The 24,630-nt window shown below is 72.3% G+C and carries 29 protein-coding genes and 1 tRNA gene; 15 read left to right on the plus strand and 15 right to left on the minus strand.

Translation table 11 applies throughout. From position 1 onward, the window contains the following. Nucleotides 1-219: 219 nt before the first annotated feature. On the plus strand, nucleotides 220-999 hold the full coding sequence (locus tag HII36_RS14260) for an SDR family oxidoreductase (protein WP_217369512.1): 780 nt from the start codon (nucleotides 220-222) through the stop codon (nucleotides 997-999). On the opposite strand, the gene HII36_RS14265 is transcribed toward HII36_RS14260, so the two are convergent. Then, nucleotides 993-1,712, minus strand: a complete 720-nt coding sequence (locus tag HII36_RS14265) for a hypothetical protein (RefSeq protein ID WP_173523637.1) — start codon at nucleotides 1,710-1,712, stop codon at nucleotides 993-995. The two genes, HII36_RS14260 and HII36_RS14265, sit on opposite strands and share 7 nt — an antisense overlap. Nucleotides 1,713-1,924: 212 nt before the next feature. Here HII36_RS14265 and HII36_RS14270 point away from each other — a divergent pair, with 212 nt between their 5' ends. Beyond that, nucleotides 1,925-2,707, plus strand: a complete 783-nt coding sequence (locus HII36_RS14270) for a hypothetical protein (RefSeq protein ID WP_173523638.1) — start codon at nucleotides 1,925-1,927, stop codon at nucleotides 2,705-2,707. A gap of 22 nt (nucleotides 2,708-2,729) precedes the next feature. On the opposite strand, the gene HII36_RS14275 is transcribed toward HII36_RS14270, so the two are convergent. Together HII36_RS14275 and HII36_RS14280 are read right to left on the minus strand one after the other, a co-directional pair. Further along, nucleotides 2,730-3,524 (minus strand): putative protein N(5)-glutamine methyltransferase, encoded by a 795-nt coding sequence (locus HII36_RS14275; RefSeq protein WP_173523639.1) that lies wholly within the window; start codon nucleotides 3,522-3,524, stop codon nucleotides 2,730-2,732. Between the two features lie 231 nt (nucleotides 3,525-3,755). After that, on the minus strand, nucleotides 3,756-5,126 hold the full coding sequence (locus HII36_RS14280; protein WP_173523640.1) for a Dyp-type peroxidase: 1,371 nt from the start codon (nucleotides 5,124-5,126) through the stop codon (nucleotides 3,756-3,758). Nucleotides 5,127-5,296: 170 nt separating this feature from the next. On the opposite strand from HII36_RS14280, the gene HII36_RS14285 reads away from it, so the two are divergent. Then, the gene (locus HII36_RS14285) at nucleotides 5,297-6,070 is read left to right on the plus strand and encodes an SAM-dependent methyltransferase (RefSeq protein ID WP_173523641.1); all 774 of its coding nucleotides are present in this window, start codon (nucleotides 5,297-5,299) and stop codon (nucleotides 6,068-6,070) included. A gap of 85 nt (nucleotides 6,071-6,155) precedes the next feature. Here HII36_RS14285 and HII36_RS58630 read toward each other — a convergent pair whose 3' ends face one another. From HII36_RS58630 to HII36_RS14300, 3 genes are all read right to left on the minus strand, one after another. Beyond that, entirely contained in the window at nucleotides 6,156-7,169 is a 1,014-nt protein-coding gene (locus HII36_RS58630; RefSeq protein ID WP_173523642.1) for a lytic polysaccharide monooxygenase auxiliary activity family 9 protein, read from the minus strand. Between the two features lie 153 nt (nucleotides 7,170-7,322). Further along, complete coding sequence (locus HII36_RS14295) at nucleotides 7,323-8,615, minus strand: sensor histidine kinase (protein ID WP_173523643.1); 1,293 nt, start codon at nucleotides 8,613-8,615, stop codon at nucleotides 7,323-7,325. 25 nt (nucleotides 8,616-8,640) lie between these two features. Next, a complete protein-coding gene (locus tag HII36_RS14300; protein WP_173523644.1) occupies nucleotides 8,641-9,318 on the minus strand; it encodes a response regulator transcription factor in 678 nt (225 codons plus the stop codon). 27 nt (nucleotides 9,319-9,345) lie between these two features. Between HII36_RS14300 and HII36_RS14305 the strand changes: the two genes are divergently transcribed. The 3 genes from HII36_RS14305 to HII36_RS14315 all read left to right on the plus strand — a co-directional run bounded on the left by HII36_RS14305 (nucleotide 9,346) and on the right by HII36_RS14315 (nucleotide 11,089). After that, complete coding sequence (locus HII36_RS14305) at nucleotides 9,346-10,032, plus strand: hypothetical protein (RefSeq protein WP_173523645.1); 687 nt, start codon at nucleotides 9,346-9,348, stop codon at nucleotides 10,030-10,032. Then, the gene (locus tag HII36_RS14310) at nucleotides 10,033-10,626 is read left to right on the plus strand and encodes a TetR/AcrR family transcriptional regulator (protein ID WP_173523646.1); all 594 of its coding nucleotides are present in this window, start codon (nucleotides 10,033-10,035) and stop codon (nucleotides 10,624-10,626) included. It begins immediately after the preceding gene. A gap of 82 nt (nucleotides 10,627-10,708) precedes the next feature. Then, nucleotides 10,709-11,089: a hypothetical protein gene (locus HII36_RS14315; protein WP_173523647.1), complete on the plus strand. Its 381-nt coding sequence runs from the start codon at nucleotides 10,709-10,711 to the stop codon at nucleotides 11,087-11,089. On the opposite strand, the gene HII36_RS14320 is transcribed toward HII36_RS14315, so the two are convergent. Continuing rightward, nucleotides 11,065-11,559, minus strand: coding sequence for a DUF523 domain-containing protein (locus tag HII36_RS14320; RefSeq protein ID WP_173523648.1), 495 nt, complete (start codon nucleotides 11,557-11,559; stop codon nucleotides 11,065-11,067). The two genes, HII36_RS14315 and HII36_RS14320, sit on opposite strands and share 25 nt — an antisense overlap. A gap of 74 nt (nucleotides 11,560-11,633) precedes the next feature. Here HII36_RS14320 and HII36_RS14325 point away from each other — a divergent pair, with 74 nt between their 5' ends. The 5 genes from HII36_RS14325 to HII36_RS14345 all read left to right on the plus strand — a co-directional run bounded on the left by HII36_RS14325 (nucleotide 11,634) and on the right by HII36_RS14345 (nucleotide 15,197). Beyond that, entirely contained in the window at nucleotides 11,634-11,996 is a 363-nt protein-coding gene (locus HII36_RS14325) for a hypothetical protein (RefSeq protein WP_173523649.1), read from the plus strand. Then, the gene (locus tag HII36_RS14330) at nucleotides 11,993-12,370 is read left to right on the plus strand and encodes a hypothetical protein (RefSeq protein WP_173523650.1); all 378 of its coding nucleotides are present in this window, start codon (nucleotides 11,993-11,995) and stop codon (nucleotides 12,368-12,370) included. Before HII36_RS14325 ends, HII36_RS14330 begins: the two co-directional genes overlap by 4 nt. 31 nt (nucleotides 12,371-12,401) lie before the next feature. Next, nucleotides 12,402-13,025 (plus strand): SRPBCC family protein, encoded by a 624-nt coding sequence (locus HII36_RS14335; protein WP_173523651.1) that lies wholly within the window; start codon nucleotides 12,402-12,404, stop codon nucleotides 13,023-13,025. Between the two features lie 136 nt (nucleotides 13,026-13,161). Then, nucleotides 13,162-14,379 (plus strand): CynX/NimT family MFS transporter, encoded by a 1,218-nt coding sequence (locus HII36_RS14340; protein WP_173523652.1) that lies wholly within the window; start codon nucleotides 13,162-13,164, stop codon nucleotides 14,377-14,379. Next, nucleotides 14,376-15,197 carry an alanyl-tRNA editing protein gene (locus tag HII36_RS14345; RefSeq protein WP_173523653.1) on the plus strand — a complete coding sequence of 274 codons (822 nt, stop codon included), beginning with the start codon at nucleotides 14,376-14,378 and terminating at the stop codon, nucleotides 15,195-15,197. Before HII36_RS14340 ends, HII36_RS14345 begins: the two co-directional genes overlap by 4 nt. Before the next feature lie 6 nt (nucleotides 15,198-15,203). Here the strand turns inward: HII36_RS14345 and HII36_RS14350 are convergent, their stop codons facing one another. Then, nucleotides 15,204-15,941: a dienelactone hydrolase family protein gene (locus HII36_RS14350; protein ID WP_173523654.1), complete on the minus strand. Its 738-nt coding sequence runs from the start codon at nucleotides 15,939-15,941 to the stop codon at nucleotides 15,204-15,206. A gap of 48 nt (nucleotides 15,942-15,989) precedes the next feature. Between HII36_RS14350 and HII36_RS14355 the strand changes: the two genes are divergently transcribed. Then, nucleotides 15,990-16,409, plus strand: a complete 420-nt coding sequence (locus tag HII36_RS14355) for a MarR family winged helix-turn-helix transcriptional regulator (RefSeq protein WP_217369513.1) — start codon at nucleotides 15,990-15,992, stop codon at nucleotides 16,407-16,409. Here the strand turns inward: HII36_RS14355 and HII36_RS14360 are convergent. Then, a complete protein-coding gene (locus HII36_RS14360; RefSeq protein ID WP_173523655.1) occupies nucleotides 16,406-17,305 on the minus strand; it encodes an RNA polymerase sigma-70 factor in 900 nt (299 codons plus the stop codon). The genes HII36_RS14355 and HII36_RS14360 overlap by 4 nt on opposite strands. Nucleotides 17,306-17,379: 74 nt before the next feature. Here HII36_RS14360 and HII36_RS14365 point away from each other — a divergent pair. Then, a tRNA-Ala gene (locus tag HII36_RS14365) sits at nucleotides 17,380-17,452 on the plus strand. Nucleotides 17,453-17,456: 4 nt separating this feature from the next. Here the strand turns inward: HII36_RS14365 and HII36_RS14370 are convergent. Continuing rightward, entirely contained in the window at nucleotides 17,457-18,008 is a 552-nt protein-coding gene (locus HII36_RS14370; protein WP_217369514.1) for a nucleoside-triphosphatase, read from the minus strand. Nucleotides 18,009-18,040: 32 nt separating this feature from the next. After that, nucleotides 18,041-18,448, minus strand: a complete 408-nt coding sequence (locus HII36_RS14375; RefSeq protein ID WP_173523656.1) for a VOC family protein — start codon at nucleotides 18,446-18,448, stop codon at nucleotides 18,041-18,043. Nucleotides 18,449-18,537: 89 nt separating this feature from the next. On the opposite strand from HII36_RS14375, the gene HII36_RS14380 reads away from it, so the two are divergent. Then, on the plus strand, nucleotides 18,538-19,485 hold the full coding sequence (locus tag HII36_RS14380; RefSeq protein WP_173523657.1) for a helix-turn-helix transcriptional regulator: 948 nt from the start codon (nucleotides 18,538-18,540) through the stop codon (nucleotides 19,483-19,485). Nucleotide 19,486: 1 nt separating this feature from the next. On the opposite strand, the gene HII36_RS14385 is transcribed toward HII36_RS14380, so the two are convergent. The 3 genes from HII36_RS14385 to HII36_RS14395 form a co-directional block, all read right to left on the minus strand. Beyond that, the gene (locus HII36_RS14385) at nucleotides 19,487-20,947 is read right to left on the minus strand and encodes a pyridoxal-dependent decarboxylase (protein ID WP_236003494.1); all 1,461 of its coding nucleotides are present in this window, start codon (nucleotides 20,945-20,947) and stop codon (nucleotides 19,487-19,489) included. 15 nt (nucleotides 20,948-20,962) lie between these two features. Next, nucleotides 20,963-21,166 (minus strand): DUF4236 domain-containing protein, encoded by a 204-nt coding sequence (locus HII36_RS14390; protein WP_173523658.1) that lies wholly within the window; start codon nucleotides 21,164-21,166, stop codon nucleotides 20,963-20,965. 63 nt (nucleotides 21,167-21,229) lie between these two features. Next, on the minus strand, nucleotides 21,230-22,708 hold the full coding sequence (locus HII36_RS14395) for an MFS transporter (RefSeq protein ID WP_173523659.1): 1,479 nt from the start codon (nucleotides 22,706-22,708) through the stop codon (nucleotides 21,230-21,232). Nucleotides 22,709-22,881: 173 nt separating this feature from the next. On the opposite strand from HII36_RS14395, the gene HII36_RS14400 reads away from it, so the two are divergent. Then, nucleotides 22,882-23,250 (plus strand): YciI family protein, encoded by a 369-nt coding sequence (locus tag HII36_RS14400; protein ID WP_173523660.1) that lies wholly within the window; start codon nucleotides 22,882-22,884, stop codon nucleotides 23,248-23,250. Here HII36_RS14400 and pdxR read toward each other — a convergent pair. Continuing rightward, nucleotides 23,222-24,583 (minus strand): MocR-like pyridoxine biosynthesis transcription factor PdxR, encoded by a 1,362-nt coding sequence (gene pdxR / locus HII36_RS14405; RefSeq protein WP_328807710.1) that lies wholly within the window; start codon nucleotides 24,581-24,583, stop codon nucleotides 23,222-23,224. The two genes, HII36_RS14400 and pdxR, sit on opposite strands and share 29 nt — an antisense overlap. Nucleotides 24,584-24,630: the final 47 nt, after the last annotated feature.

The raw sequence follows: 24,630 nt of genomic DNA on the forward strand, positions 1-24,630 counted from the left end.
GTGGGGACGGTCGGCGGGGCGGTCTCGGGGGCGGCCGACGGGGCGGCCCCAGGAGCGGCATTGGGGGCGGCCGGGTGGGGTAAGCGGTGCCTGATGGTGCGGTGCGGATCGGGCTCCGGCGGCTGGTCTCGCGTCATGATCCCCTCACCTGAGTGGATTACGTGGACACTGTCACATTCTCCAGACTTATTCCGTCCAGCTCCCATGACATGCGTACTCGTGACAGGTGGAAGCGGACGGCTGGGCAAGGTCGTCCTGGACAGGCTGGTCGAAGCGGGGTTCGAGGTACGGGCGACGAGCCGGGCCGCCAGGACGTCGGAGAGCGGCGTTCGCTGGCTCGTCGCCGACCTGACGACCGGGCAGGGCGTCGCGGAGGCGGTGTCCGGCGCGGACGTGATCGTGCACCTGGCCGCGGCGCCGTACCAGCGCGGCTACACCAAGAAGGTCGAGCTGGACGGCACCTCGGCCCTGCTCGCCGCGGCCCGCCCGGCGGGTGTCGGGCATCTGGTCTACACCTCGATCGTCGGGGCGGACCGGGTGCCCTGGGGGTACTTCGCGACCAAGGTCCGGGCCGAGCGGCTGGTCGCGGCGGGTGGGGTGCCGTGGACGATCGTCCGGGTGACGCAGTTCCACGAGTTCGTCGAGCAGGCGGTGCGCGGGATGGCGCGCCTGCCGGTGATGGTGATCGATCCGGACATCCCGGCGCAACCGGTGGACGTCCGGGACGTCGCCGCGCACCTCGTCGAGGTGATCCGGCGCGGGCCCGGCGAGGCGATCGAGGAGTTCGGCGGGCCCCAGGTGCTGCGGGCCGGTGACGCGCTGGAGGACTGGCTGCGGGCGCGCGGGGTGCGCCGGCGGGTGCTGCGGCTGCGCATCCCCGGCCGGCTCGGCCGCGCCTTCCGCGCCGGGCATCTCACCACCCGCGCCGAGCCCGGTGGACAGATCTCCTGGCGCGGTTACCTCCACGCGGGCGACGACGGGCGGCGCGAGGATCAGTAGCCGGGGCCGCCACCGAAGGGAGGCGGCTGCTGGGGCTGCTGCCAGCCGGGCTGCTGTGAGGGCTGCTGTTGCTGCGGTGGCGGCGGCGGCTGTCCGGGGAGGCCCTGGCCGTACGGCTGACCCTGCCCGTACTGGCCCTGGTCCTGCGGGTACTGGCCTTGCGTGGGCTGGCCTTGGGCATACTGGCCCTGCGCGTGCTGGCCTTGCGTGGGCTGGCCCTGTGCGTATTGCCCCTGTGCGTACTGACCTGGCGCGGGCTGGCCCTGGGCAGGCTGGCCCTGCGGGTACTGGCCCTGGGGTTGCTGCCACGGCGCCGCCGCGGGGCCCGGCTGCTGCCACCCCTGCTGCGGCTGTGGCTGGGGCCAACCGGCGGGCTGTGACTGCGGCTCGGGCTCGGGTGCGTTGCGGCGGGCGACCACGCCGGTGATCAGCAGGATCGTTCCCGTCACCTGGAAGATCAGCGTGACGAGGTTCTGGATCAGAACAAAGCTCCGCAGATCGTCCAGAGCCCGCACGACCTCATTGGCCATCAGGTTCAGCACGACGCCGATGCCCACCCCGAGCAGCAACACGATGCACCCCAGCATGCCCAGCGTGGCCCCGCGCCCGTGAGTGCGCCGTCCCATCGCGGTCACGATGACGCCGAGCAGCAGGATGACGATCATCGAGATCGCGAAGATCATGTTGATCATTGGGAACAGGCTGTCGGCCACGTCGGTGCCTCCACGGGGGAACGGGAACACGACGTTACGGGGATTCGCGCAGTTCTTCCACTTCCGGGCTGATCAACGCCAAGAGCACGCCGATCTCCGGGAGATGGGTGGTTTGCGAAGTATTGGGCCGAGTGTCGAGTGTGGCATCCGGAGGCGCAGGGAACTTTCCGTAGCGAAAGGTGACATACGGCGACATGGTTGGGTGAGGTCTGGTGGGTGTGCGGGAAGCGCTGGCGGCGATGCTCACCTCCGACGCGGAGTCCGCGCTGCTGCGCGAGGATCCGGGCAGGTTGCGTCACCGCTACGACCTGACCGAGGCCGAACTGGCCATGCTCGCCGGCGCCGGAACCACCGGTTACCGGGTGAGCCGCGTCCAGCTCATGCGCGAACTGCGCCAGGCGCTGTCCACCTGCCTGCCGGGCACGGTCGGCGAGCTGATCGGCGGGCACCGGGTCATGTGGGAGGAGTTCCTCGGCCGCATGGTGCGCCGGCCGCAACCCGCCGCCCAGCCGCCCGGCATGTGGGAGGCGGAGCGGCTGGTCGCCTGGCTGGCCGTGCACGCCACGCCGCCGCTGGCCGACTTCGCCAGGTACGAGCTGACCCGCGCCAAACTGCTGCACGACCCGGAGGCGGTGACGGCCGCCAGAGAGTCGGCGACGCGGGAGAAGCCGCAGAACGGGCACTGGTGGACCCTTGGCCTGCTCCGGCTCTCGCCCGCGGCCTGGGTGGCGGTGTTCGACCACGACGTGACGGCGGGCGGACCGGTCGAAGGGCTGCTCGCGGTACGGACGCAGGTGCTGGTGCAGCGGCGGTGGGACCGGCCGGCGCTGCGGGCGTACCGGATCAGCGAGAGCACCGCCCGGCTGCTGGCCAGGTGCGACGGGACCTGCGACGCGGACGGCGTGATCGCCGCGCTGGGCGGCGACCGGGTGCAGGCCCGCGGCGTGATCGGGATGCTGGCCGGGGCCGGCGTCCTCCTCCTGGACCACCCCTGACCCCCGTGCGCGGCCGGTCGGGTCAAGGGTGGCGGGTGCCGATGACCGCGGTGGCGTCGAACTCGTCGGAGACGGCCGCCCTGGGGCTCAGCCCGGCCGCCGTGACCGCGGCCACCGCCTGGGCCGCCTGCGCCCTGCTGGTCTCTACCAGCAGGTGACCGCCGGGCGCGAGCCACAGCGGGGCCTGTTCGACCACGCGGCGCAGGATGTCCAGCCCGTCCGCCCCGCCGTCGAGCGCCACCCGCGGCTCGTGCACGCGGGCCTCGGGCGGGAGCAGCCCGATGGCCTCGGTCGGCACGTACGGGGGACTGGCGATCAGCACATCGACCCGGCCGCGCAGCTCGGGCGGCAGCGGGTCGTACAGATCGCCCGCGTACACGTGACCGCCGATGGGGGCGAGGTTGCGCCGCGCGCACCGCACGGCCGCCGGGTCGAGGTCGGTGGCGTGCACCTCGGCCCCGCCGGGCAGCGCGGCGGACAGCGCCAACCCCATCGCGCCGGTCCCGCAGCACAGGTCCACGGCGACCGGACGCCCGGGCAGCCGGCGGGCCAGCGCGACGGCCTCGCCGATGAGGAACTCGGTACGCGGACGCGGCACGAAGACGCCGGGATCGACGGCCACGCGCAGCCCGCAGAACTCCGCCCAGCCGAGTACGTGTTCGAGCGGCAGCCCGGCGACCCGGCGGTCGACCATGGCGGCCAGTTCGTCCGGGGACGAGGCGGCGGACATCAGCAGCCGCGTTTCGTCTTCGGCGAAGACGCAGCCCGCGGACCTGAGCCTGAAGACGATGTCCGAAGCGGACAACAGGGGTGACATGAGTGCCTTTCGGAATACCGACGGGCGCTCTCGGGTCACCTATCCGAGGCGATCACGAGGTGAGAGCACCCAACCTGATGTGCCGGTAATGGGTCTCACCTCCTCGGTCGTCGGGACGGTCACGCTATCCGAGTCCGCGAGCGACACGCAACGCGGGGTGCCGCGAAGGGCCTCGTGACAGGCGGGGAGACGCCCGGCGTCCCCCCGCGAGTCACGAACAGGCTGGGAAACCTACAGGTTGCGCAGGTAGGCCAGGGACGGCGCGAAGAAGTACTCGCCGCCCAGCATCGTCACCGTCTGCGCCACCTGGGCCTGCGGCACCGACATCTCGGGCTGACCCCACGCCTTGGGGAACGCGACCTTGACGGCACGCTCGCCCTGGCCGATCACGGGGTCGTGACCGGTGGCGTCGTTCTGGAAGTCCGGGTTGTTCACCCAGCTCTGCTGCGTGAACTCGAACTGGGCGAGCAGGCTGCTGTTGAACGCCATGAACAGCAGGCCGACCTCGCCGCTCGGCCGGCTCGCCGGCGGGGAGTCGTCCCAGGGGTCGTCGGTGCGCTCGCCGTAGGTCTGGCCTCGCCTGGCCATGATCACCTCACGGCCGAACGAGCGCGGGTTGACCTTCCTGATGTGGCCGCTGAACGGGCACCTCGAGCCGTCGTCCAGGTCGAACGTGAAGTCGTTCGTCACGTCGTCGTCCCCGGGCTTGGGCCTGAGCGTGATCGGGGTGCCGTCCTTGAACCGGCCGACCAGCATCGCGCCGGCCCGTTCGCGGTCCGCGCCCACCAGGCCGAGGGTGTCGGACAGGCTCTCCTCGATCTCCTTGAATGCGCGTACGTTCTGCTCCAGCTTCCTGAACACCAGGTAGCTGCCGAAATGCTGCACGGGATTCGGCGAGAACGGATCGGCGACGAGGATGTTGCCGAGCGGGAAAGCCGGGTTCCACTGGTCCTTCGGTTCCCGGTCCACCTCGTCGCGCAGGAACAGCGGCTGGCTGCGGCCGTCCACGTAACCGAAATGCTCGATACCGTCACCGGCCGGGTTACGCATGCCCTGACCGGTCTCCTCGCCGAGCAGCCTGGCGCTTTCCGGAAGCTCGCCGAGGATTTCCGCGCGCAGCGCCGCGACCGGCTCCGGCTCTGAGTCGCCGATGAGAATGACGGCGTGGATCTCCCGCTGGTAGGTGTTCTCCCACTGGTCCACCGCCGGGTCGTGAATCTCGCCGACCCGGCGCTTCATTCCGTCGCGGAACACCTGGTCGCCGAACTTGCGCACGTCCTCGACCGAGTGGCCGAGGTCGCGGTAGCCGGCCTTGCTGATGCCGAGGCCGACGTAGGGGGTGCCGCGCCGGCGTCCGGCGGCGAAGTCGCGAATCTCCTGCAGGTGCCTGCGCGCCGACTTCATCTTCGTGGTGGCGAGGTACCGCAGGAAATGCCGTCCCTCGGTCGCGTCGTTGAACCGGACGAACAGCACGGACAGGTGTTCACGCACGTGCGCGCGGAGAATGTTGGGCTGGAGATTGTCGAGCATCACCCTGGTGTCCGGGTCGAGCGTGGCCGAATCCCAGTCCAGGGGTTGCGCGTTGTTCAGGTCGACAGGCATTGCCGAATCCTTTCCCCGTTTTCCGACGTGGTGGTCGGGCCCCCTCGCGCCGGCTCAATTCCCCCAATCACGCCGGCGCGTCCCAACGGTAAGACTCCCGGCGGCCCGGGAAAGTTTCCACTCCGTCGATTACGCTCGCCTCGATTCGCCCGAACAGGAAAGGCGTGCAGATGACACAAGGCGTCAACACCGAGATTCCGAGCCCCGCCCGCATCTACGACCTGTGGCTGGGCGGCACCGACAACTACGAGATCGACCGCGTGGTGAGCGCGCAGATCCTCGCCGCGGTGCCGGAATTGCCGGTGCTCGCCAGAACGAACCGGGAATTCCTCGGCCGCGCGGTGCGCCACCTGGCGCGGGAGGCCGGCGTCCGGCAGTTCCTGGACATCGGCACCGGCATCCCCACGGCCGGCAACACCCACCTGGTCGCTCAGTCCGTCGCCCCGGACAGCCGGGTCGTCTACGTGGACAACGACCCGACGGTCGTCGCGCAGGCGCTGCTGAGCGGCACGCCGGATGGCGCGACCGCGTTCGTCGAGGCCGACCTGCGCGAGCCCGAGGCGATTCTCGAGGCGGTGGCGGGCCTGCTCGACCTCGATCGGCCCGTCGGGCTGATGCTGCTCGGCGTGGTGGACTTCCTGCCCGGCACGGCCGAGGCCGGGCGGATCATCCAGCGGCTGCTCGCGGCACTGCCCTCGGGCAGCCATCTGGCGCTCTCGCACGGGCTGGTCGGCAAGCAGCTCGAAGAGGGGGTGCGGCACCGGAACGAGAGCGGCGGCAGTCCGCTGACGCTGCGCACGCTCGACGAGGTCACCGGCTTCTTCGACGGGCTGGAACTGCTGGAGCCGGGCGTGGTCGCGCTGCCGCGCTGGCGTCCCGACCCCGAGACACTGCACGTCGAGCGGGAGTCCGTCTACTACGCCGGCGTCGGCCGCAAACCCTGAACCCGGCCCACTCCGGCGGGCCGTGGTGGGCGGGCGCCCACCACGGCCCTGCGCGGCGCGCTCAGCCGGTCACAATACGCGGCGCTCAGCCGGTCACGGTGAGCGTGGTGCGGGCCTGGTCGCCGTTCTTGCAGGTCACCGTCACCGCGAACCGGCCCGGCCGGCCCGCCTTGAGCACCGGCCACCACGCCACCGTCGGCGTCTGCGGGTAGGCCCTGGTGGTCGTGAAGCCATACGAGGCCACGCCGCGCACCTGCGAGCCGCTGCACACGGCCGTCACCTTGACCTGCTGCCCGGCCTTCGCGGTCGCGGGGGAGACGCCCACGCCCGCCCTGATCGCCGACAGCCCGCCGGTGTCACCGCCGGGCTGCTGCGTGGGCACCGGGGTGGCGGACCCCGTCGGGGTCGGCTTGGGGGTGGCCGTGGGCGTGCCGGTGGGGGTGGGCGCCGGGTTCGGGTTGCCCTGCCCGAAGACCACGTCCGAGCAGGAGTAGAACGCCTCGGGGCTGTCGCTGCGCTGCCAGATCGCGTAGATCAGGTGCCGCCCCTGCTTGCTGGGCAGCTTGGCGGCCAGCGTGTACGAGCCGCCGGACAGCGCCGGGTTCGCCTCCGAGTGGAACGGGGTGGACTCCAGGTCGGACCACTTCAGCGGCTTGGCCGGGTCGTAGCCGTCCTTGGTGATGAACAGCTGGAAGGCGCCCTTGTGCGGCGCGGTGGCGCGGAACTTGAAGGTGTAGGCGCTGCCGCTGGACAGCGTGGTCGCCGGCCAGTCGGCGCGGGCCTGGTCGAAGCCCCGGTACTTGTCGCGTCCGGCGCTGCAGAGCTTGCCGTCGGGGATGAGCGAGCGGTGATTGCCCGCCGCGTTGGCGATGTTCACCTCGTTCCAGTCGTAGAGCGGCTGGGTGCCGCCGAGCTGGACGGCCTGCTTGCAGGCGGCCGTCTTCGGGTTCTCCGGGCCCTCGCCGTAGCAGACCATGGTGCGGCTGGGTGGGTTGTTCATGGTGCCGTGCGCCTGGGCCGTGCCGGGGACGACGGTGAGCGCGAGCAGCGTGGGGGTGGCCAGGGTGATGGCGACGATCGCCTTGCGGTTGATCTGCATGCAGACCACCTTGGATCACTGAAACGCGCCGGATATCGCGCTTAATGGGCCTTTAAGCTTGGCTTAGGCGCCATTTCAGCGCGACCCATCAGCGCGACCCATCAGAGCGACCCATCAGCGCGACCCATCAGAGCGACCCATCAGCGCGACCCATCAGCGCGACCCATCAGCGCGGGCGTTCCTGCGGAGCCAGAGCTGGACCCGGGCGCCGCCCAGCGCGGACCGATCAAGTCTCAGCGTGCCGCCCGTCGACTCGGCCAGCCGGCGCGTGATGTCCAGCCCCAGCCCGGTCGAACCGGCCCCGCTGGTGCCGCGTTCCAGCGCCGCCTCCGGGTCGGGGATGCCGGGGCCGGCGTCGGCGATCAGGATGCCGACCGCGTCCTGGCCCTCGTGCAGCGTGACGCTGAACGCCGTCCCCTCGGCCGTGTGCCTGAACACGTTGCCGAGCAGCGCGTCCACCGCCGCGGTCAGCTCGCCGGCCGGGACCGGCACGCGTACCGGCAGGGTGGCGCCGACCAGCTCCCACGGCCGCTGCTGGTCCTCCGCCAGCGCCGACCAGAACGTCAGCCGCTCGCGCAGCACCTCGGCCGCGTCGCAGAACCTGGCCGCGCGGGCCGGCCGCCTGGCCGCCGAGATGATCGCGTCGACCTCGCCTTCCAGCCTGGCCAGCGCCTGCCTGCCGGCCTCGGCCTGCGGGCCGAGCTGGTCGAGGCTGAGCTTGAGCGCGGTCAGCGGCGTACGCAGGCGGTGCGACAGGTCGGCGGCCATCTCCCGCTCGGCGGCCAGCAGGTGCGTGACGCGGTTGGCCATCGCGTTGAACGCGTTGGCCGCGGCCACCAGCTCGGGCGGCCCGTCGGGATAGATGCGCTCGCTCAGGTCGCCCGAGCCCAGGGCGGTCGCCGCGGTGCCGAGCCGGCGCGCCGCCCGCACCACGCGCGCGCCCAGCCGGTCGCCCACCAGCACCGACCCGAGCACGAGCGCCACGGCCACCCCGGTCAGCACCGCCCAGGACGTCCCGACCCCCTGGTTCAGCTCCTCGGCGGGCACGAACACCTCGATCACCGCGCCCCGGCCCTCGTCCAGCGCGACGGGCCGCAGCAGCACGTATCCGCCGCCGGGCAGCTCGATGCTGCTCGCCCTGGTCTGCGCGGCGGCCTTGGCCACCTCGGCGGCGGGCGCGCGCGAGACGCCCATCCGCGCGCCGCCCTTGACGTGGATGGCCAGCCGGCCGCGTCCGCCCGCCTGCGTGCGGGCCATCGCGTGCCCGAGATCGCCGCTCCTGGTGGTCAGGGCCAGCACCGGCACCAGCGCGGACGCCTGACGCTCGGCGTTCGCCAGCGCCCTGGATTGCGCGGTCTCCTTGACGATCAGCGCCAGCGGCACCAGGAAGGCCAGCGCGACCATCGAGGTGACCGCCACCACGAGGACGGCCAGCGTCCGCCTCATCGCTTGCGCCCCTTCGCCGCGGGCCTCACCGGGGCGCCGACAGCATCACACCGACGCCGCGCACGGTGTGCAGGTAACGCGGCCGCGACGCGCTTTCGCCCAGCTTGCGGCGCAGCCAGGACAGGTGCACGTCGATGGTCTGGTCGTCGCCGTACGACTGCCGCCACACCTCCGCCAGCAGCTCCTTGCGACTGACCACCCGGTCGGCGCGCGCGGCCAGGTAGGCGAGCAGGTCGAACTCGCGCCTGGTCAGCGAGAGCGCCCCGCCGTCGAGCGCGGCCTCGCGCCGGTTCACGTCCACGGTGAGCCCGCCCACCTGCAGCGACTGGGGCGGGGGCGCGGACCTGGCGCGGCGCAGCACGGCCTCCAGCCGGGCGCCGAGATGGTCGCCGGAGAACGGCTTGACCAGGTAGTCGTCCGCCCCGGCCCGGAGCAGCCTGACGATCTCGCTCTCGTCGTCGCGCGCGGTGGCCACGATCACCGGGACGTCCGAGATGCCGCGGATCATGCGCAGGGCCTCGGAGCCGTCCAGGTCGGGCAGGCCGAGGTCCAGGATGACGGCCTCGGGCGGGCGCTGGGAGATCTCCCTGAGCGCGTCGAGCGCGCAACCGGCGCTGCGTACCGCGTGCCGGCGTCTGTCCAGCTCGCGAATGATCGCCGAGCGGACGAATTCGTCATCCTCGACTACCAGAACCGTCGCCATGCGCACCAACCGTACATAATGCCTCTCATGCGTCGAGCCCTGAGATACACCGCGATCTGGTGCGGCGCCACCGTGGTCGCCGTTTCCGTCTCGTGGTTCGGCGTGCGCGGGGTGCTGCGCAGCGAGTTCGCCGACGACGTGCACGTCCGGCCGTTCCTGGCCCAGACCGTCGCCGACGACAACGGCGCGCCGCTCGATCCGCCCGTCACGCGCGCCGCGGGCTCGCCCGAGCCGCGCCGCACGCCCGGCGCGACGCCGACGTCCCGCCGCACCGGTCCGACGCCCGCGCCGGCGCGCACCTCCGCCAGGCCGACCGGGCCCGCGGCGTCTCAGGCCGCCGCGACCCGTCCGCCGACCGCGGGCGCCCCCGCGAAACCGGCCGTCACGGCGCCCGCCGCGACGCCCGCCAAGACCTCCAGCGGGACGCCCACCAGGACGCCGAGCCCCACCGCGCAGGCGGCCAGGACCACCGCGCCCGCACCCGCCGCCCAGGCGGCAGGGGACGTCAAGGTCGTCACCGTCAAGGGCGGCGAGGTGGCCTTCGAGATCGGCTCCACCGGCTGCCGCCTGGTCTCCGCCACGCCGAACAGCGGCTACACCGCCAAGGTCACGCGTAACGACGGCTGGATCAGAGTGGATCTGATCAACGGCGAGCACGGCTCGGCGGTGTTCTGCATCAGCGCCGAGAAACGCACCGACACCTGGGAGTACTGAGTGAAGAGTCGCCGCTGGAGCCGGTCGAGCGGCACCCGGGACGCGCTGCTGCGCGCCGCCCGCGAGGTCTTCCTGAGCAGGGGGTACGCCGAGGCCACCGTCGCCGACATCGTCGAGACCTCCGGCATCAGTGTCGGCAGCCTCTACCACCACTTCGGCGGCAAGCCGGGGCTGTTCCTGGCGCTGTGGGAGCAGTTCATGCGCGGCCAGGAGGAACGCACCTCGCGCGCGGCCAAGGCCACGGAGGGCACCAAGGAACGCTTCCTGGCCGGCGCCCGCGCCTACCTCGAAGGCTCGTGGGAGCAGCGCGACGTGGCCAGGCTGTTCCTGGAGAACGACGGCCCCGCCGAGTTCAGCACGCTGCGCAGGCAGCGCGGCTGGGACTGGATCGGCGGCAACAAGCGCCTGCTCGGCCTGGCGGACACGCGCGAGACCCACGTGCTGGTCGTGCTGCTCACCACGGTGATGGGCGAGGCCGGCCGCGAGGTGGCCGCCTGCGAGTCGGACGACGACGCCCAGGTGACCATCGACGCGGTGATCCGGGTGGTACGACGCATGCTCTCCGAGGCCGACCGGCCGCACACCGGCTCGTGACCGGACTACCGCACCCGGTGTAGCCGGCTTCGCTACCGGGGGCCGATTCGCGGCCGTCGTCGCCGGTGGCAGAGTGCCCGCCATGGAAGCACTGCGCAAGGCCCTGGGCGCGCTCTCCCTGCTCTACGCGCTGATCTTCTTCGGGGCCGCGCTCCTGCACGGCGGGCTCGAGCTCGGCCCGCTGCGCGAGCCGGTGACCGTACCGGCGGTGGTCGTGGAGATCGTGTGCGGCACGAGCATGATCGCCGGCGCGTACGGCGCGCTGACCGAACGGCCGCGGGCCTGGGACGGGCTGCTCTACGCGCACGCGGTCGCGCTCGGCGGCGTGCTGCTCGGCATCCTGGCCCTGGCGTTCGGCGCGGGCGAGTCGACGGCGTTCAGCACCTGGTACCACAACCTGATCGCCACCGCCCTGGCCGCCGGGCTGGCCGGGATCTTCTACGTCTCCAGGGTGCGCAGGTAGTCGGCCGTCTCGGGGATCTGGTCCTCGCTGAACACGCGGATGCCGTGACGCTCCAGCAGCGCGGTGGTGACGCCCTGACCGGCGATGCGACGGCCCTGGAAGGTGCCGTCGTAGACGGCGAGCACGCCGCACGACGGGCTGCCCTCCTTCAGTATCGCCACCCGGGCCCCCGCCTCCCTGGCCGCGGCCAGCGCCTTGTCCGCGCCGGACAGGAAGGCCGCGGTCACGTCGGACCCGTCGGTGGCCAGCACCCTGGCGGTCCCCGACAACACGTCGGCGCCGCTCGCCCCGCCCTCGATCTCGGCGGCGGGACGCGGCACCGGCAGCCCGCCCGACACCTCGGGGCAGAACGACACCAGCCGCCCCTCCTCCCGCCACCGGGCCAGATGCAGGTCGGAGCTGGTCTTGGCGGCGCCGTCGTAACGCACCCGGCGGCCCATCAGGCAGGCGCTGACGAGGATCCTCTGCACAGGCCCGATCCTATGAGCCCAGGATGGCCGGACGGGATCGGGACCGGCCAGGCCGGGCGATAGCCTTGCACCCGATGAACACCACCCTCGCCACGATCGTCATCGTGGGCTCGCTGCTGCTCGCCCTGGCGAGCCTGATCGTCGCGATCCGCGACCGGGCCATGGGCATGGTCCTGCTCGTCGGCTTCGCCGTGCTCGAAGTGACGCTGCTGGTGCAGGCCGGGTTCGTGATCGCGGCGGTGTCCGGCGGCGAGGGCCCCGCGGACAAGGGCACGCTGTTCGGCTACCTGGCTGGTCAGGCGCTGATCCCGCCCGCCGGGGTGTTCCTGGCGCTGGCCGAGCGCAGCCGGTGGGGGTCGGCGATCCTGGTGGTGGCCGGGTTCGCGGTCGCGGTGATGACGGGGCGGCTGCTGCAGATCTGGCAGGGCGTGGCGTGACCACCTCGATCGGCACCGGGCCCGGGCGGGCGCTGATCGCCGTCTACGGGCTGTTCGCGCTGGCCGCTGGGGCGCGGGCGACCGTGCAGATCATCGGCAGGTTCGCCGAGGCGCCGCTGGCGTACTCGTTGTCGGCGTTCGCGGCGCTGGTCTACGTCCTGCTCACGGTCGCGCTGTGGCGTGGCGCGCGCGGGCTCGCGCTGGCGGCGCTGGGCGTGGAGCTGGCCGGGGTGCTCGTCATCGGCACGGCGAGCCTGGTGTTCCCGTCGGCCTTCCCGGACGACACGGTCTGGTCGGAATTCGGGAAGGGTTACCTGTTCATCCCTCTCGTCCTGCCCGTCGTGGGCCTGTACTGGCTGCTGCGCAGGCGTTAACGCGGTGGGCGCTCGGGCAGAGGCCACCACCATGAGCACGATCGAACATTCCGTAGACGTCAGGGTCCCCGTGCGGGTGGCCTACAACCAATGGACGCAGTTCGAGAGCTTCCCCCAGTTCATGGAGGGCGTCGAGTCCGTCAAGCAGCTCACCGACACGCGCACGGCGTGGGTGGCGGAGATCGCCGGTGTCCGGCGCGAGTTCCAGGCCGACATCACCGAGCAGCATCCCGACGAGCGCATCGCCTGGCAGACGATCGACAAGCCGCACCAGGCCGGGGTGGTCACCTTCCACCGGCTCGACGAGAACACCACCAAGGTCACGCTCCAGATGGAGTACGACCCGGAGGGCTTCGTCGAGACGGCCGGCGACTGGCTGCAGCTCGTCCGGCTGCGCATCAGGAACGACATGGAACGCTTCAAGCAGTTCATCGAGTCGCGCGGCGGCGAGACCGGCGCCTGGCGCGGCGACGTTCCCGGTCCGCACCAGCGCGGATCGACCTATGGCGACAGCGACCAGCCCGTGCCGCCCGGCACGGTCGGCGGCGACGACTACCCGCCGGGCAGCACGTACCCGCCGGACAGCACGCTGCCGCCGCCCGGCCCGGTGCCCCCGCGCAACCAGCCCCCGCAGGGACCGCCCCCGGTCCTGTAACCCGTCGGGGTTCCTGCGAGACATCCCAAAGCCCCCGTAACAGGGGGCTTTGTCATGGCCAGGAATAAAAGACGTTTTCGGTCCTGTTAAGGTGGTGATTCGTCCCATGTTTAGATGAGTGGAGGATTCCCCCCGCATGAGCGTGCTCGCCCCAGAGTCCCGAGGCAGGACCGGATCGCTCGCCTGGCTCCTCGTGCTGGGAATCGTCCTCGCCGCACTCAACCTCCGCACCGCCGTCACCAGCGTCGGCCCGCTGCTCGACCAGCTCGCCGGGGCGCTCGGCATGACCAGCGTCGGCACCGGGCTGCTCACCACGCTGCCCGTGCTGGCCTTCGCCAGCGTGGGCGCGGTGACCCCGGCCCTGGCCAGGCGCATCGGCGAGCACCGGCTGCTGCTGCTCGCGCTGATCACCCTGGGCGCCGGCCTGCTGATCAGGTCGCTGGTCGGCTCGGCGCCGGTGTTCCTGCTGAGCAGCGCGGTGGCGCTGTCCGGCGGCGCCGTCGGCAACGTGCTCATCCCGACGCTGATCAAGCGTCACTTCCCGGGTCGTACCGGGGTCATGACCACCGTCTACACCACGGCGCTGGCCGCGGGCACCATGCTCGCCGCCGCCGCGACCGTGCCGATCGAGCGCGCGTCGGGAGACTGGCACATCGCGCTCGGCGTGTGGGCGGCCCTGGCCGTGGTCGCCGCCATTCCGTGGCTTGCGCTGCTGCGCAGTGAGCCGGAGCGCGACCAGGGCGCCAGGAGCGCGGGCATCCGGGTGCTGGCCAAGAGCAGGCTGGCCTGGATGGTCGCGATCTACTTCGGCACCCAGTCCATGATCGCCTACATCATGTTCGGCTGGCTCGCCACCATCCTCGCCGACGACGGCTACACCACCTCGCAGGCCGGGCTGATGCTCGGCGTGTTCACCGCGCTGAACATCCCGGTCTCGATCCTGGTGCCCATGGTGGCCTCGCGCTTCCGCGACCAGCGTCCGGTGGTGGTCGGCCTGGTCGTGGCGTACTCGATCGGCTTCGGCGGGCTGTGGTTCGGCCCGGCGTCGGCCGCGCTGGTGTGGGTGGTGTTCGTGGCCATCGGCATGGGGTCGTTCCCGCTGGCGCTGATGATGCTGGGGCTGCGCACCCGCACGCCCGACTCCACCGCCGCGCTGTCCGCCTTCGGGCAGAGCGCCGGCTACCTGATCGCCGGCGCCGGGCCGCTCGTCGTGGGCGTGCTGTACGAGCTGACCGGCGGCTGGGCGGCCACCTACGCGCTGATGTTCGGCGTGCTGGTGGTCCAGTTGCTGACCGGCCTGTACGCGGGCCGCAACCGTTACCTGGAAGACGAGCAGGCACAATCGATCAGGTGAAGTCAACACTCGTCACCTTCCCCGACGGCCGGACCAGCGGCCGTTCCCAGATCGTCGGGACCGTGCCGGTGGGGGGCCGGCACGGTCTCGTCGTCGCGGAGACCCCGTTCCACCCCCTCGATCACACCTGGCCCGACCAGCCCGCGGACCGCGGCACCATCGGCGGGCAGCCGGTCGTCGACTGCGTGACAGGGGCCAGGTCGGCGGACGGCGAGATCTTCCTGGGCGAGGCCATCCCGGCCCGCCGGGGCGCCGACGGGTGGGACTGGCTGGTCGTCCACGTCACCGACGGCCCGCCGCCGCCGGAGACCGAGGTCGAGCTGGAGGTCGACCCGGACCACCGGGCGGCGCTCTCGGCCGGGCACACCGCCTGCCACCTGGCCGCGCTCGCGCTGAACGCGGCCCTGGCCGGCCGCTGGCGCAAGGAGGTCGCCACGGACCGGCTCGGCAACCCCGACTTCGACCAGACGGCGATCACGTCGTCACGCATCACCCCGTACGGGAGCCTCGACGTCTACCGGCTGGGCAAGTCGCTGCGCAAGAAGGGGTTCTCCGCCGAGGACCTGGACCTGGCCGAGGTGGCCGGGCAGGTGAACGAGCGGCTCGCCGCGTGGGTGGCGGCCGACGCGCCGGTCTGGCTGGACGTGCCCGACGCCGCGCTGACGGCCCGGCGCACCTGGCACTGCTCGCTGCCCGAGGGCGAGGCGTCGATCCCGTGCGGCGGCACGCACGTCGGGCGCACCGGTGAGCTGGAGCGCGTCGGTGTCACGCTCACCCTGGAGGAGCAGGCGCTCACCATGCGCACCACGACCGGCTGAGCCCGGTCACCGGCCGCCGAGGAAGGTCAGCACCCGCCGCCACGCGTCCGCGCAGGCGGCGGCGTGCTCGGCGTAGGCGGCGTCGAAGAACCCGTGCGGCGCGCCGGGGTAGGTGACGAGCTCGTGCTCGACCCCTGCCGCGGTCAGCGCCGCGCCGAACTCCGTCACCTGCTCGGCGGGAATGCCCTGGTCCGCGCCGCCGAACAGGCCCAGGACGGGCGCGGCCAGCTCGTGCGCGTGCTGGGTCGGCCCGGGCCCGTACGGCGGCGCGATGCCGGGCACGCCGTAGAACCCGATCACCCCGGCCAGGCCGAACTCGGGCGCCGCGGCGAAGAACGCGTTGCGCCCGCCCATGCAGAAGCCCACCGCCACGGCCGGACGGCCCACCCGATCGATGGCCGCGCGCAGGTCGGCCTGGATGTTCTCCCTGGTCAGCTTGGGCACGTGGGCCATGATCTGGAAGTCGGGGCCCCGGTCGTCGTCGGTGGCGGTCCGGCCGAAGTAGTCGACGGCCACGGCCGGGTGGCCCTGCTCGGCGAACCGCACGGCCAGGTGCCGGTAGAAGGCGTGCAGGCCGCGCAGGTCCGGCAGGATCACCACGCCCGGCCCGCGCACCTGCTCAGGACGGGCCTCGTAGGCGGCGAAGGTGGCGCCGTCGGCCGAGGTCAGGCGGACGACCTCGGCGTGGACTGCGGTGACGGGCGGCTGGAAGGCGGGCGGCGCGGCATCGGTGTCGTAACACATAGTGCGGGAAGCTACCAAAGCCAGATTGATAAAGCTAGATTTGGTTTTGTGACAGCGAAGGAACTCAGGATCGCGATCGGCCGGCTCGCCCGCCGCATCAGGCAGCTCTACACCAACGCCTCGGGCGACGACCTGTCGTTCACCGAGCTCGCGGTCCTGTCGAGGCTGGACAGGGACGGCGCGCACACCTCGGCGCAGCTCGCCCAGCTGGAGAAGATCACCGCGCAGGCGATCGGCACCGTGCTCGGCGGGCTGCACCGGCGCGGCCTGGTGTCACGCGACCCCGACCCGGCCGACGGGCGGCGGGTGATCACCGCCATCAGCGCCGCAGGCCGGGCCGCGCTGGACAACCGCGAGCAGGTGATCACCGAGCGGCTGGCCGCCGCGGTCGGCTCGCTGACCGACGACGAGCGGGACCGGCTGGCCGCCGCCCTGCCCGTGCTGGTCAGGCTCTCGGAACGGCTCTAGGGCCCGGTGGCGGGGGTGAGGTGGGCGAGCTTGTCGGGGTTCGCCATGAGGTAGATCGTCTCGATCTTGCCGTCCACGATGACCAGCGACGCCACCGCGAGCACCTTGCCGCCCACGACCAGCATCATCGCCGGGGCGTCGTTCACGGTCTCCAGGACGAAGGTCAGGTCGACCGCGTCCGCCACGCCCAGCGACGCCAGGAACTTGGCCACGTTCTCCGGCGTGGTGATGCTGGTGAGCCAGCGGGTGACGTTGTCGGCGCCGGTGACGGCCCGCAGCGCCGCCCTGGCCTTGCCGCCGCCGTCGCTGACCATGGTGACGTCGCTGGACAGCAGCTCGATCAGCCCGCCCATGTCGCCCCTGGACGCGGCCTGGAGAAAGCGCTCGGTGATGCGCCGGCGCTCGTCCTTGTCGACGTCGAAGCGCGGCCGCTTCTCCTGCACGTGGTCGCGGGCCCGCCTGGCCAGCTGCCTGGTGGCCGGCTCGGCCCGCCCGACGATCTCGGCGATCTCCGAGAACGGCAGGTCGAACGCCTCGCGCAACACGAACACCGCCCGCTCCAGCGGCGACAGCGTCTCCAGCACGACCAGCAGCGCCAGCTCCACCGAGTCGGTCAGCTCCACGTGCTCGGCCGCGTCGGGCACGGTGCTCATCGGCTCGGGCAGCCACGGCCCCACGTACGACTCGCGCCGCGACTTGGCCCACCGCAGCCGGTCGATCGCCAGCCGGGACGTCACCCTGATCAGGTACGCCTTGGCGTCGGCCACCGTCGATTCGTCCACCCCTGACCAGCGGAGCCACGCCTCCTGCACCACGTCCTCGGCGTCGGTCAGGGTGCCGAGGATCCGGTAGGCGACACCGACCAGCAGGCTCCGGTGCTCTTCAAAGGTCGACATGGACCTAAGACGTATCACAACGAATCGGGCATGACACGGGCACTCCCGGATTCCGATACACTTGGTGATCGCAAGGGGCTATGGCGCAGTTGGTAGCGCGCCTCCATGGCATGGAGGAGGTCTGGGGTTCGAATCCCCATAGCTCCACCCCTCAGGCGGGCGGCGGTGAGTCGCCCGCCAGCATCGATCGCAGGCGACCCGGCAACTCGTCCCGGTTCTGCGCGGTCACCGCCATCACCTCCGCCGCCAGTTCGGCTTTCAACGCGTCAGCCGCCGGGTGCCCGCGATGGTGGACGGTGGCCACGATCGGCCCGCCGGCGCCGAACAGCTCCAGGCAGCGCGGCACGAAGGCCGGAGACAGCAGTTCCATCGGGCCGATCTCGTCGATGAGTGCCACCGCGCCGGGCGCCGCCGCCATGGCCCGCTCCAGGGCAGGCAGCGCGACGCGCTCGAAGGCGGGCACGTTCACGCCGTAGCGGCCGACGCGGGGCCCCGACACCCAGGAGACGTGGGCCATGACGGCCTCCGCGCCGCCGATCTCCGCCACCGTGAAGCCCACCCGGTGGCCGTGCTCGCGCACTTCACCGCTGAGGAAGCCGTACACGGGGACGCCGTCGGCCCGCAGCAGCTCGGCGAGCCGGCGGACCACGGTGGTCTTGCCGGCGCGCGGCGGGGCCGTCAGCAGGATGCGCGGGCGGGACACGCGTCAAGGATGACACGGGCGCCCGCCCGAGGTCACGGCTCGCGGATCGACGAGACGACCTCCAGATAGTGCGGGTTGTACATGATGCCCAGGATGTTGCCGAACGGATCGATGACCGAGGCCGTGGTGAAGCCCTTCTCGCCGTGCTTGGTGATCGGCTGGTACTCCTTCGCGCCCAGGGCCAGCAGCCGGTCGAGCGAGCCGGCGAGGTCGTCCACGTGCCAGTACATGATCTCGCCGGACGGCCCGTTCGTCGCGCCGGGCGGCGCCCACGCGCTGGAGATCAGGCCCAGCTCGTGCTGGAAGTCGCCGATGCGGAACTCCGCGTAGCCGCCGGGAACCTCGTAGTACGGCGCGACCCCGAGCAGCTCGGTGTACCAGGCCTTGGCGGCCTCCAGGTCGTCGGCGTAGTAGTTGACGGTGGCGAATCCACGCAGCATCTGGGTTCCTTTGCGCTAGGTGCTGATACCCCTACCCTCTCAGTTAAAGTGCTCAACAAATGAGCACTTTGTTGAGGAGTCGGTGAAGAATGCGTGCTGATCGGCTGGTGGCGGTGTTGCTGCTGATGCAGGCACGCGGCCGGGTGACCGCGGCGGAGCTGGCCGGCGAGCTGGAGGTGTCGGTGGCCACCGCCCGCCGCGACCTCGAAGCGCTGTCGGCCGCGGGCATCCCGGTCTATCCGCAGCCGGGGCGGGGCGGCGGCTGGTCGCTGCTGGGCGGGGCGCGCACCGATCTCAGCGGGCTGACCGCCCCCGAGGCGCAGGCGCTGTTCCTGCTGGCCGGACCGGCCGTGTCGGGCGCGCCCGAGCTCAAGTCGGCGCTGCGCAAGCTGCTGCGCGCGCTGCCGCACACGTTCCGCGCCGACGCCGAGGCCGCGGCGAACGCGGTGATCGTCGACTCCGCCGGGTGGGGCGAGCGCGACCGCGAACGTCCGCCGCTGGTCGAGATGTTGCAGACGGCCACCGTACGCAGGCTCAAGGTCCGCCTCACCTACGCCAAACGCGGCGGCGAGCAGACCAGGCGGCTGGTCGACCCGTGGGGCCTGGTCGACAAGGACGAGGTCTGGTACCTGCTGGCCGGTACCGAGTCCGGCCAGCGCACCTTCCGCGTCGACAGGATCGCCGAGGCCGTCGTGACCGACCGGCCCGCCGCCAGGCCCGACGACTTCGAGCTGGAGCAGGCCTGGCGGCGGGTGGTCGCCGAGGTGGAGGAGCACCGGTCGCCGCTGTCGGCGAAAGTGCTCATCGCGGGCAGGTTCCTGCGCGTGCTGCGCACCCACTTCGGCCGGCACTGCGAGGTCGAGGAGACCCTCGACGACGGCCGGGTCCTGGTGCGCGTGGCCGCGCCCACCCCGCTGATGATCGCCCAGCAGCTGGCCGGGTGGGGCCGGCTGATCGAGGTGGTGGAGCCCGAGCCGGTCAAGGCGGAGCTCGCCCGGCTCGGCGCGGAACTCACCGAGCTGTACGCGCCGTCCTGAGCTACCGGCCGGCGGCCAGCGCCTCGCGTTCCTCGCGGATCAGCGCCCACGCCCGCTCGACGTGCTCGCGCCGGGTGGCGGCGGCCCCGACGGCCACCCGCAGCACCACCCGATCGGCGACCTTGGTGTGCGTCAGGTACAGCGCGCCGCCCGCGTTGAGCCGCTCCATGAGCCGCATCGTGGCCTGGTCGGCGTCGGCGGGTGACAGTCCCGGCCAGACCGGGCGGAAGCAGACCAGCGCCAGCGGGTGCGGCTCGTGCAGCTCGAACGCGGGATCGGCGGCGATCCAGCCGGCCAGCTCCCGGGCCAGCTCGACGCCGGTGCGGATGTGCGCGCGCAGCCCCTCCGCGCCGTACCAGCGGATCACCGTCCACAGTTTGAGCGCGCGGAACCTGCGGCCGAGCGGGACCTGCCAGTCGCGGTAGTCGACGACGGAGCCGCCGGAGGTGGCGGCGTTCCTGAGGTATTCGGGCAGGATCGACAGCGCGCCGAGCAGCGGCGTCCTGTCGGCCACCCAGGCCACCGTGCAGTCGAAGTTGGTCAGCAGCCACTTGTGCGGGTTCGTGGCGTAGGAGTCGGCGTACTCGGCCACGCCGTCGTTGACGTGGCGCAGCTCCGGGCAGATCGCGGCCACGCCCGCGTAGGCGGCGTCCACGTGCAGCCACACGCCGTGCTCGCGGCACACCTCGCCGATCGCGGGGACCGGGTCGATCGCCGTGGTGGAGGTCGTGCCGACCGTCGCGCACACCATGGCCGGGACCGCGCCCGCCGCCAGGTCCTCGGCGATCAGCCGGCGCAGACGGGACGGGTCCATCGCCAGCGTGTCAGGGTCGACGTCCACGATCCTGACCCCGGCCGTGCCCAGCCCGGCGATCCGCGCCGCCTTCTCCAGCGACGAATGCGTCTGGGACGAGACGTAGAGCGTGTACCTGCGGGTGACGCCGTCGCGGGCCACCTCGCCGCCGGAGGCCCGGTGCAGCGCCGCGAGCAGGGCCACCAGGCTGGCACTCGACGCGGAGTCCTGGATCACCCCGCCGCCCGGCCCGTCGGTGCGGAAATGGGCCGGCAGGCCGAGCAGCTCGGCCAGCCAGTCGACCACCACGGTCTCCAGCTCGGTACAGGCCGGGCTGGTCACCCAGAGCATGCCCTGCACGCCGAGCCCGCTGGAGATCAGGTCGCCCAGGATCGCGGGCGGGCTGGCGTTGGACGGGAAGTAGCCGAAGAAGCCGGGATGCTGCCAGTGGGTGATGCCGGGTAACAGGACCCGGTCGAGATCGGCCAGCACGTCCTCGAACGGCTCGCCACGCTCGGGCGCGGCCGCGGGCAGCGACCGCCGGATCTCACCCGGCTTCACCTGCGACAACACCGGATACGGCTCGATGTTCGCCAGGTAGTCGGCGATCCAGTCGACCACCTGCCTGCCGTGGCGGCGGAACTCCTCCGGGCTCATGTGCGCGTTCATGAGCCCAGCAAATCATCAGTATCCGCGGTAGCGCCGGTGCCCGCCGAACGTCTTGCCCACCTGGAATCCGCCGGGCAGGCGGACCGAGACGTGCCTGCGGCCGTCGGGGGTGATGCTCACGTGGAAACGCCGGTTGCCGAAGCCGGAGCTGACGCCGTGCCTCGACAGGTTGAGCCGGAACGGGCCCACCTTGATCGACTTTCTGTAGTGCCAGCCCATGCCCCTCCTCGTGCTCGCCGTTCAACAGGGACAACGGGCGGGCGGCGCGGCGGGTTCCCCGGCTCACAGCCGTACGCGTGTCACCACGAACACGGCCAGCGCGAACAGCGCCATGGCCGTCGCCCCGACCAGGTTGAGCCCGGTGGTGAAGGCGGCGTGCGCGGTCCGCAGCAGCTCGGCGGCCTGCGGCCCGGGCAGTCCCGCGGCCAGGGCGCTCGCGCCCGCGACGGTCTCGCGCGCCGCGTCGGGCAGGCCGGCGGGCAGCAGGTGGCGGTAGACGGCGGCGCCGACCGTGCCGAGCACGGCCAGGCCCAGCGTCCCGCCCAGGAAGTTGCTCGACTCGGACAGCGACGCCGCCGACCCCGCCTTCTCCGGCGGCACGGAGCCCACCACGATGCCGGTGCCCAGGGCGAACAGCGGCCCGGTGCCCAGCGCCAGCACGGTGACCGCGGCCACCGCCACGGGCAGCCCGCCCTCGGCCGGGACCAGCGTGAGCAGCGCGGACCCGGCCGCCGACAACACCAGCCCGCCCGCGATGGCCGGCCTGGCCGGGATCCGCCTGGTGATCGCCGGGGCCAGCATGGTGCCCGCCGCGACCGCCAGGCCCATCGGCGCGAACAGCACCGCCGACTGCGCCGGGCTGTAGCCGAGCACGGTCTGCAGGTACTGCGTCACCAGCAGTCCGGCGCCCGCCATCGACACCCCGGCCAGCACCAGCGCGCCGAGGATCAGCGCGAACGACCGCTGCCCGAACAGCCGCACGTTGACCAGCGGGTCCTCCAGGCGGAGCTGCCTGCGCACGAACACCACCCCGAACGCGCCGCCCACCACCAGCGCGGCGACCGGCGCCCACGTCCCGGACGTGCCCGAGACGGCCAGATCCTTGATCCCCCACACGATGGGCAGGATCGCCAGCATCGACAGCGCCACGCTGGCCGGGTCGAGACGTCCGGCGCCGGGGTTGCGGAACTCCGGCAGCACCAGCGGCCCGAACACCAGCAGCGCCACGATGATCGGCACGGCCAGCAGGAACACCGAGCCCCACCAGAACCACTGCAGCAGCATTCCGCCCACCACCGGGCCCAGCGCCGCGCCGGCGAACTGGCAGGTGGCCCAGATCGCGATGGCCGTCCCGCGCTGCCTGGCGTCGGCGAACATGTTCGTGATCAGCGCCAGCGTGGACGGCATCAGCGTCGCCCCCGCCACCCCCAGCGCGGCCCGGCAGGCGATGAGCATGGCCGGGCTCGTGGCGTAGGCGGCCACGACGGAGGCGACGCCGAACGCGGCCGCGCCGATGAGCAGCAGCCTGCGCCGGCCGATCCGGTCGCCGAGCGTGCCCATGGTGATCACCAGCCCGGCCACCATGAAGCCGTAGATGTCGATGATCCACAGTTGTTCCACGCCGCTGGTGCCGAGCTCGGCGCTGATCTGGGGCAACGCCAGGAACAGGACGTTGATGTCCAGGGCGGCCAGCAGCGTGGGCAGGATGAGCACCGTCAGGCCCAGCCACTCGCGCCGGCCCGCCCGTGTCTCGACTCGCATCTCGGGTCCTCTCTCGTGTCTCTCGTCACGGGAGGGTCGGAGCGGCGCGGCCGGTCTCTACATCGGGGCGGAAAAAGATTTCCCGGAAAGGATGTCGAGACCGGCGTGACGGCTCCGACCACCGCATGCAGGGCCGCCCACCGGGGGCGGCCGGACGTCCAGAGGAGACGATCGTGAAGTTCCTGTTGATGATGCAGTCGAACCCCGAGGTCTGGGAGTCCCTGCCGGAGGAGGTACGCAACGAGGTCATGGGCGGTCACGGGCCGTTCATGAAGGCCATTCAGGAGTCGGGGGAGATGATCGGCACCAACGCGCTCGCCGACCCGGCCAACAGCGTGAGCGTGCGCGGCCGCGGCGGCGTGCCGGTGGTGACCGACGGGCCGTACCTGGAGGCCAAGGAGTACATGGGCGGCTACTACCTGGTCGACTGCGAGAGCCGGGAACGGGCCGTCGAACTGGCCAAGCAGATCCCGGACAGCAGGATCGACGGGCTCGGCGTGGAGGTGCGGCAGATCATGTTCTCCGCCGGCGCGGACATGTAAGCACCTGGGCCAGGGCCTCGACCGCTCGCGGGTACGCGGTTTCGCGTGCCGCCGCGTACCCGACGAGCAGGCCGGGCGGGCCCGAGCCGTGCCAGAGGCCGCGGGCGCCGCGCAGGGCGATGCCCGCGCTTTCGCACCGGGCCAGGACGTCGGGCTCGGCCGGGCCGTCGGCGGGCAGCAGCACGAGCGAGCGCAGCCCGGCCGCCACGCCGGGCAGCGCCAGGCCGGGCACCCGGCTCAGCCGCTCGACCAGCAGCTCGCGGCGGCGCCGGTACTTCAGCCTGGCCGCCCTGACGTGCCTGTCGTAGTCGTGGGTCTCGATCAGCCTGGCCAGGACGAGCTGGCCGAGCACCTCGGTGTGCGTGTCGGCGTACAGCTTGGCCTCGGCGATCGGGCCGATCAGGGCGTCCGGCAGCACCAGCCAGGCCAGCCGCAGGGCGGGGGCGAGCGTTTCCGAGGTGGTGCCGAAGTACACGACGTGCTCGGGCGCGGTGCCCTGGAAGGCGCCGACGGGCCTGCGGTCGTAGCGGAACTCGCCGTCGTAGTCGTCCTCGATCACCAGCCCGCCGCGCACCGCCCAGTCGCGCAGCGCGCGGCGGCGGCGGGGGTGCAGGGGCACGCCGAGCGGGTACTGGTGCGCGGGCGTGACGATCGCGGCCAACACGTCCGCGCCGAGGAGTTCGGTCCGCGCGCCCCGGTCGTCCACCGGCAGGGGGACGACGTCCAGGCCGGTGCGCCGGACCACCTCGCGGTAGAAGTCGTGGCCGGGGTCCTCCAGCGCGACGGGCCCGCCGATCACGGTGGCCAGCAGGTTGATCGCCTGCCCGAACCCGGTGACGACGACGATACGCTCCGGCGCCGCGATCACCCCTCGGGTGCGGCCGAGATAGGCGGCCAGCGCCGTGCGCAGCTCGATCCTGCCGCGCGGGTCGCACAACCCGAACACCTCGGCCGGCGCGGTCGCCAGCACGTGCCGGGTGGCCCGCAGCCACGCCCGCGCCGGGAACGCCGACACGTCGGGCCGCCCCGGGCGCAGGTCGTGCCGGGGCCGGGCATCCGCAGGTGGCGCGCTGACCGGCCCGGACGCCACCTCGGGCACGTCGGCCACCTCGGTCGCCGCGCCCGGCCGGGTCGTCAGGTAGCCCTCGGCGACGAGCTGGTCGTAGGCCGCGCTCACCGTGCCGCGCGACAGGCCCAGCTCGGCGGCCAGCGCCCGCGTGGACGGCAGCCGCGTGCCACCGGGCAACCGCCCCGCGCGCACCGCCGCGCGCAGCGCCTCCTCCAGCCCGCGCCGCCGCCCGGCCGCGGAGTCCGGGTCGACATGCAGGTCCACGGAACCGGCCCAATCTCCTGTCACGGAACTGGACCTTATCCTTGGGC

The organism is Nonomuraea antri (genome assembly GCF_013283785.1).
Taxonomy (GTDB): domain Bacteria; phylum Actinomycetota; class Actinomycetes; order Streptosporangiales; family Streptosporangiaceae; genus Nonomuraea; species Nonomuraea antri.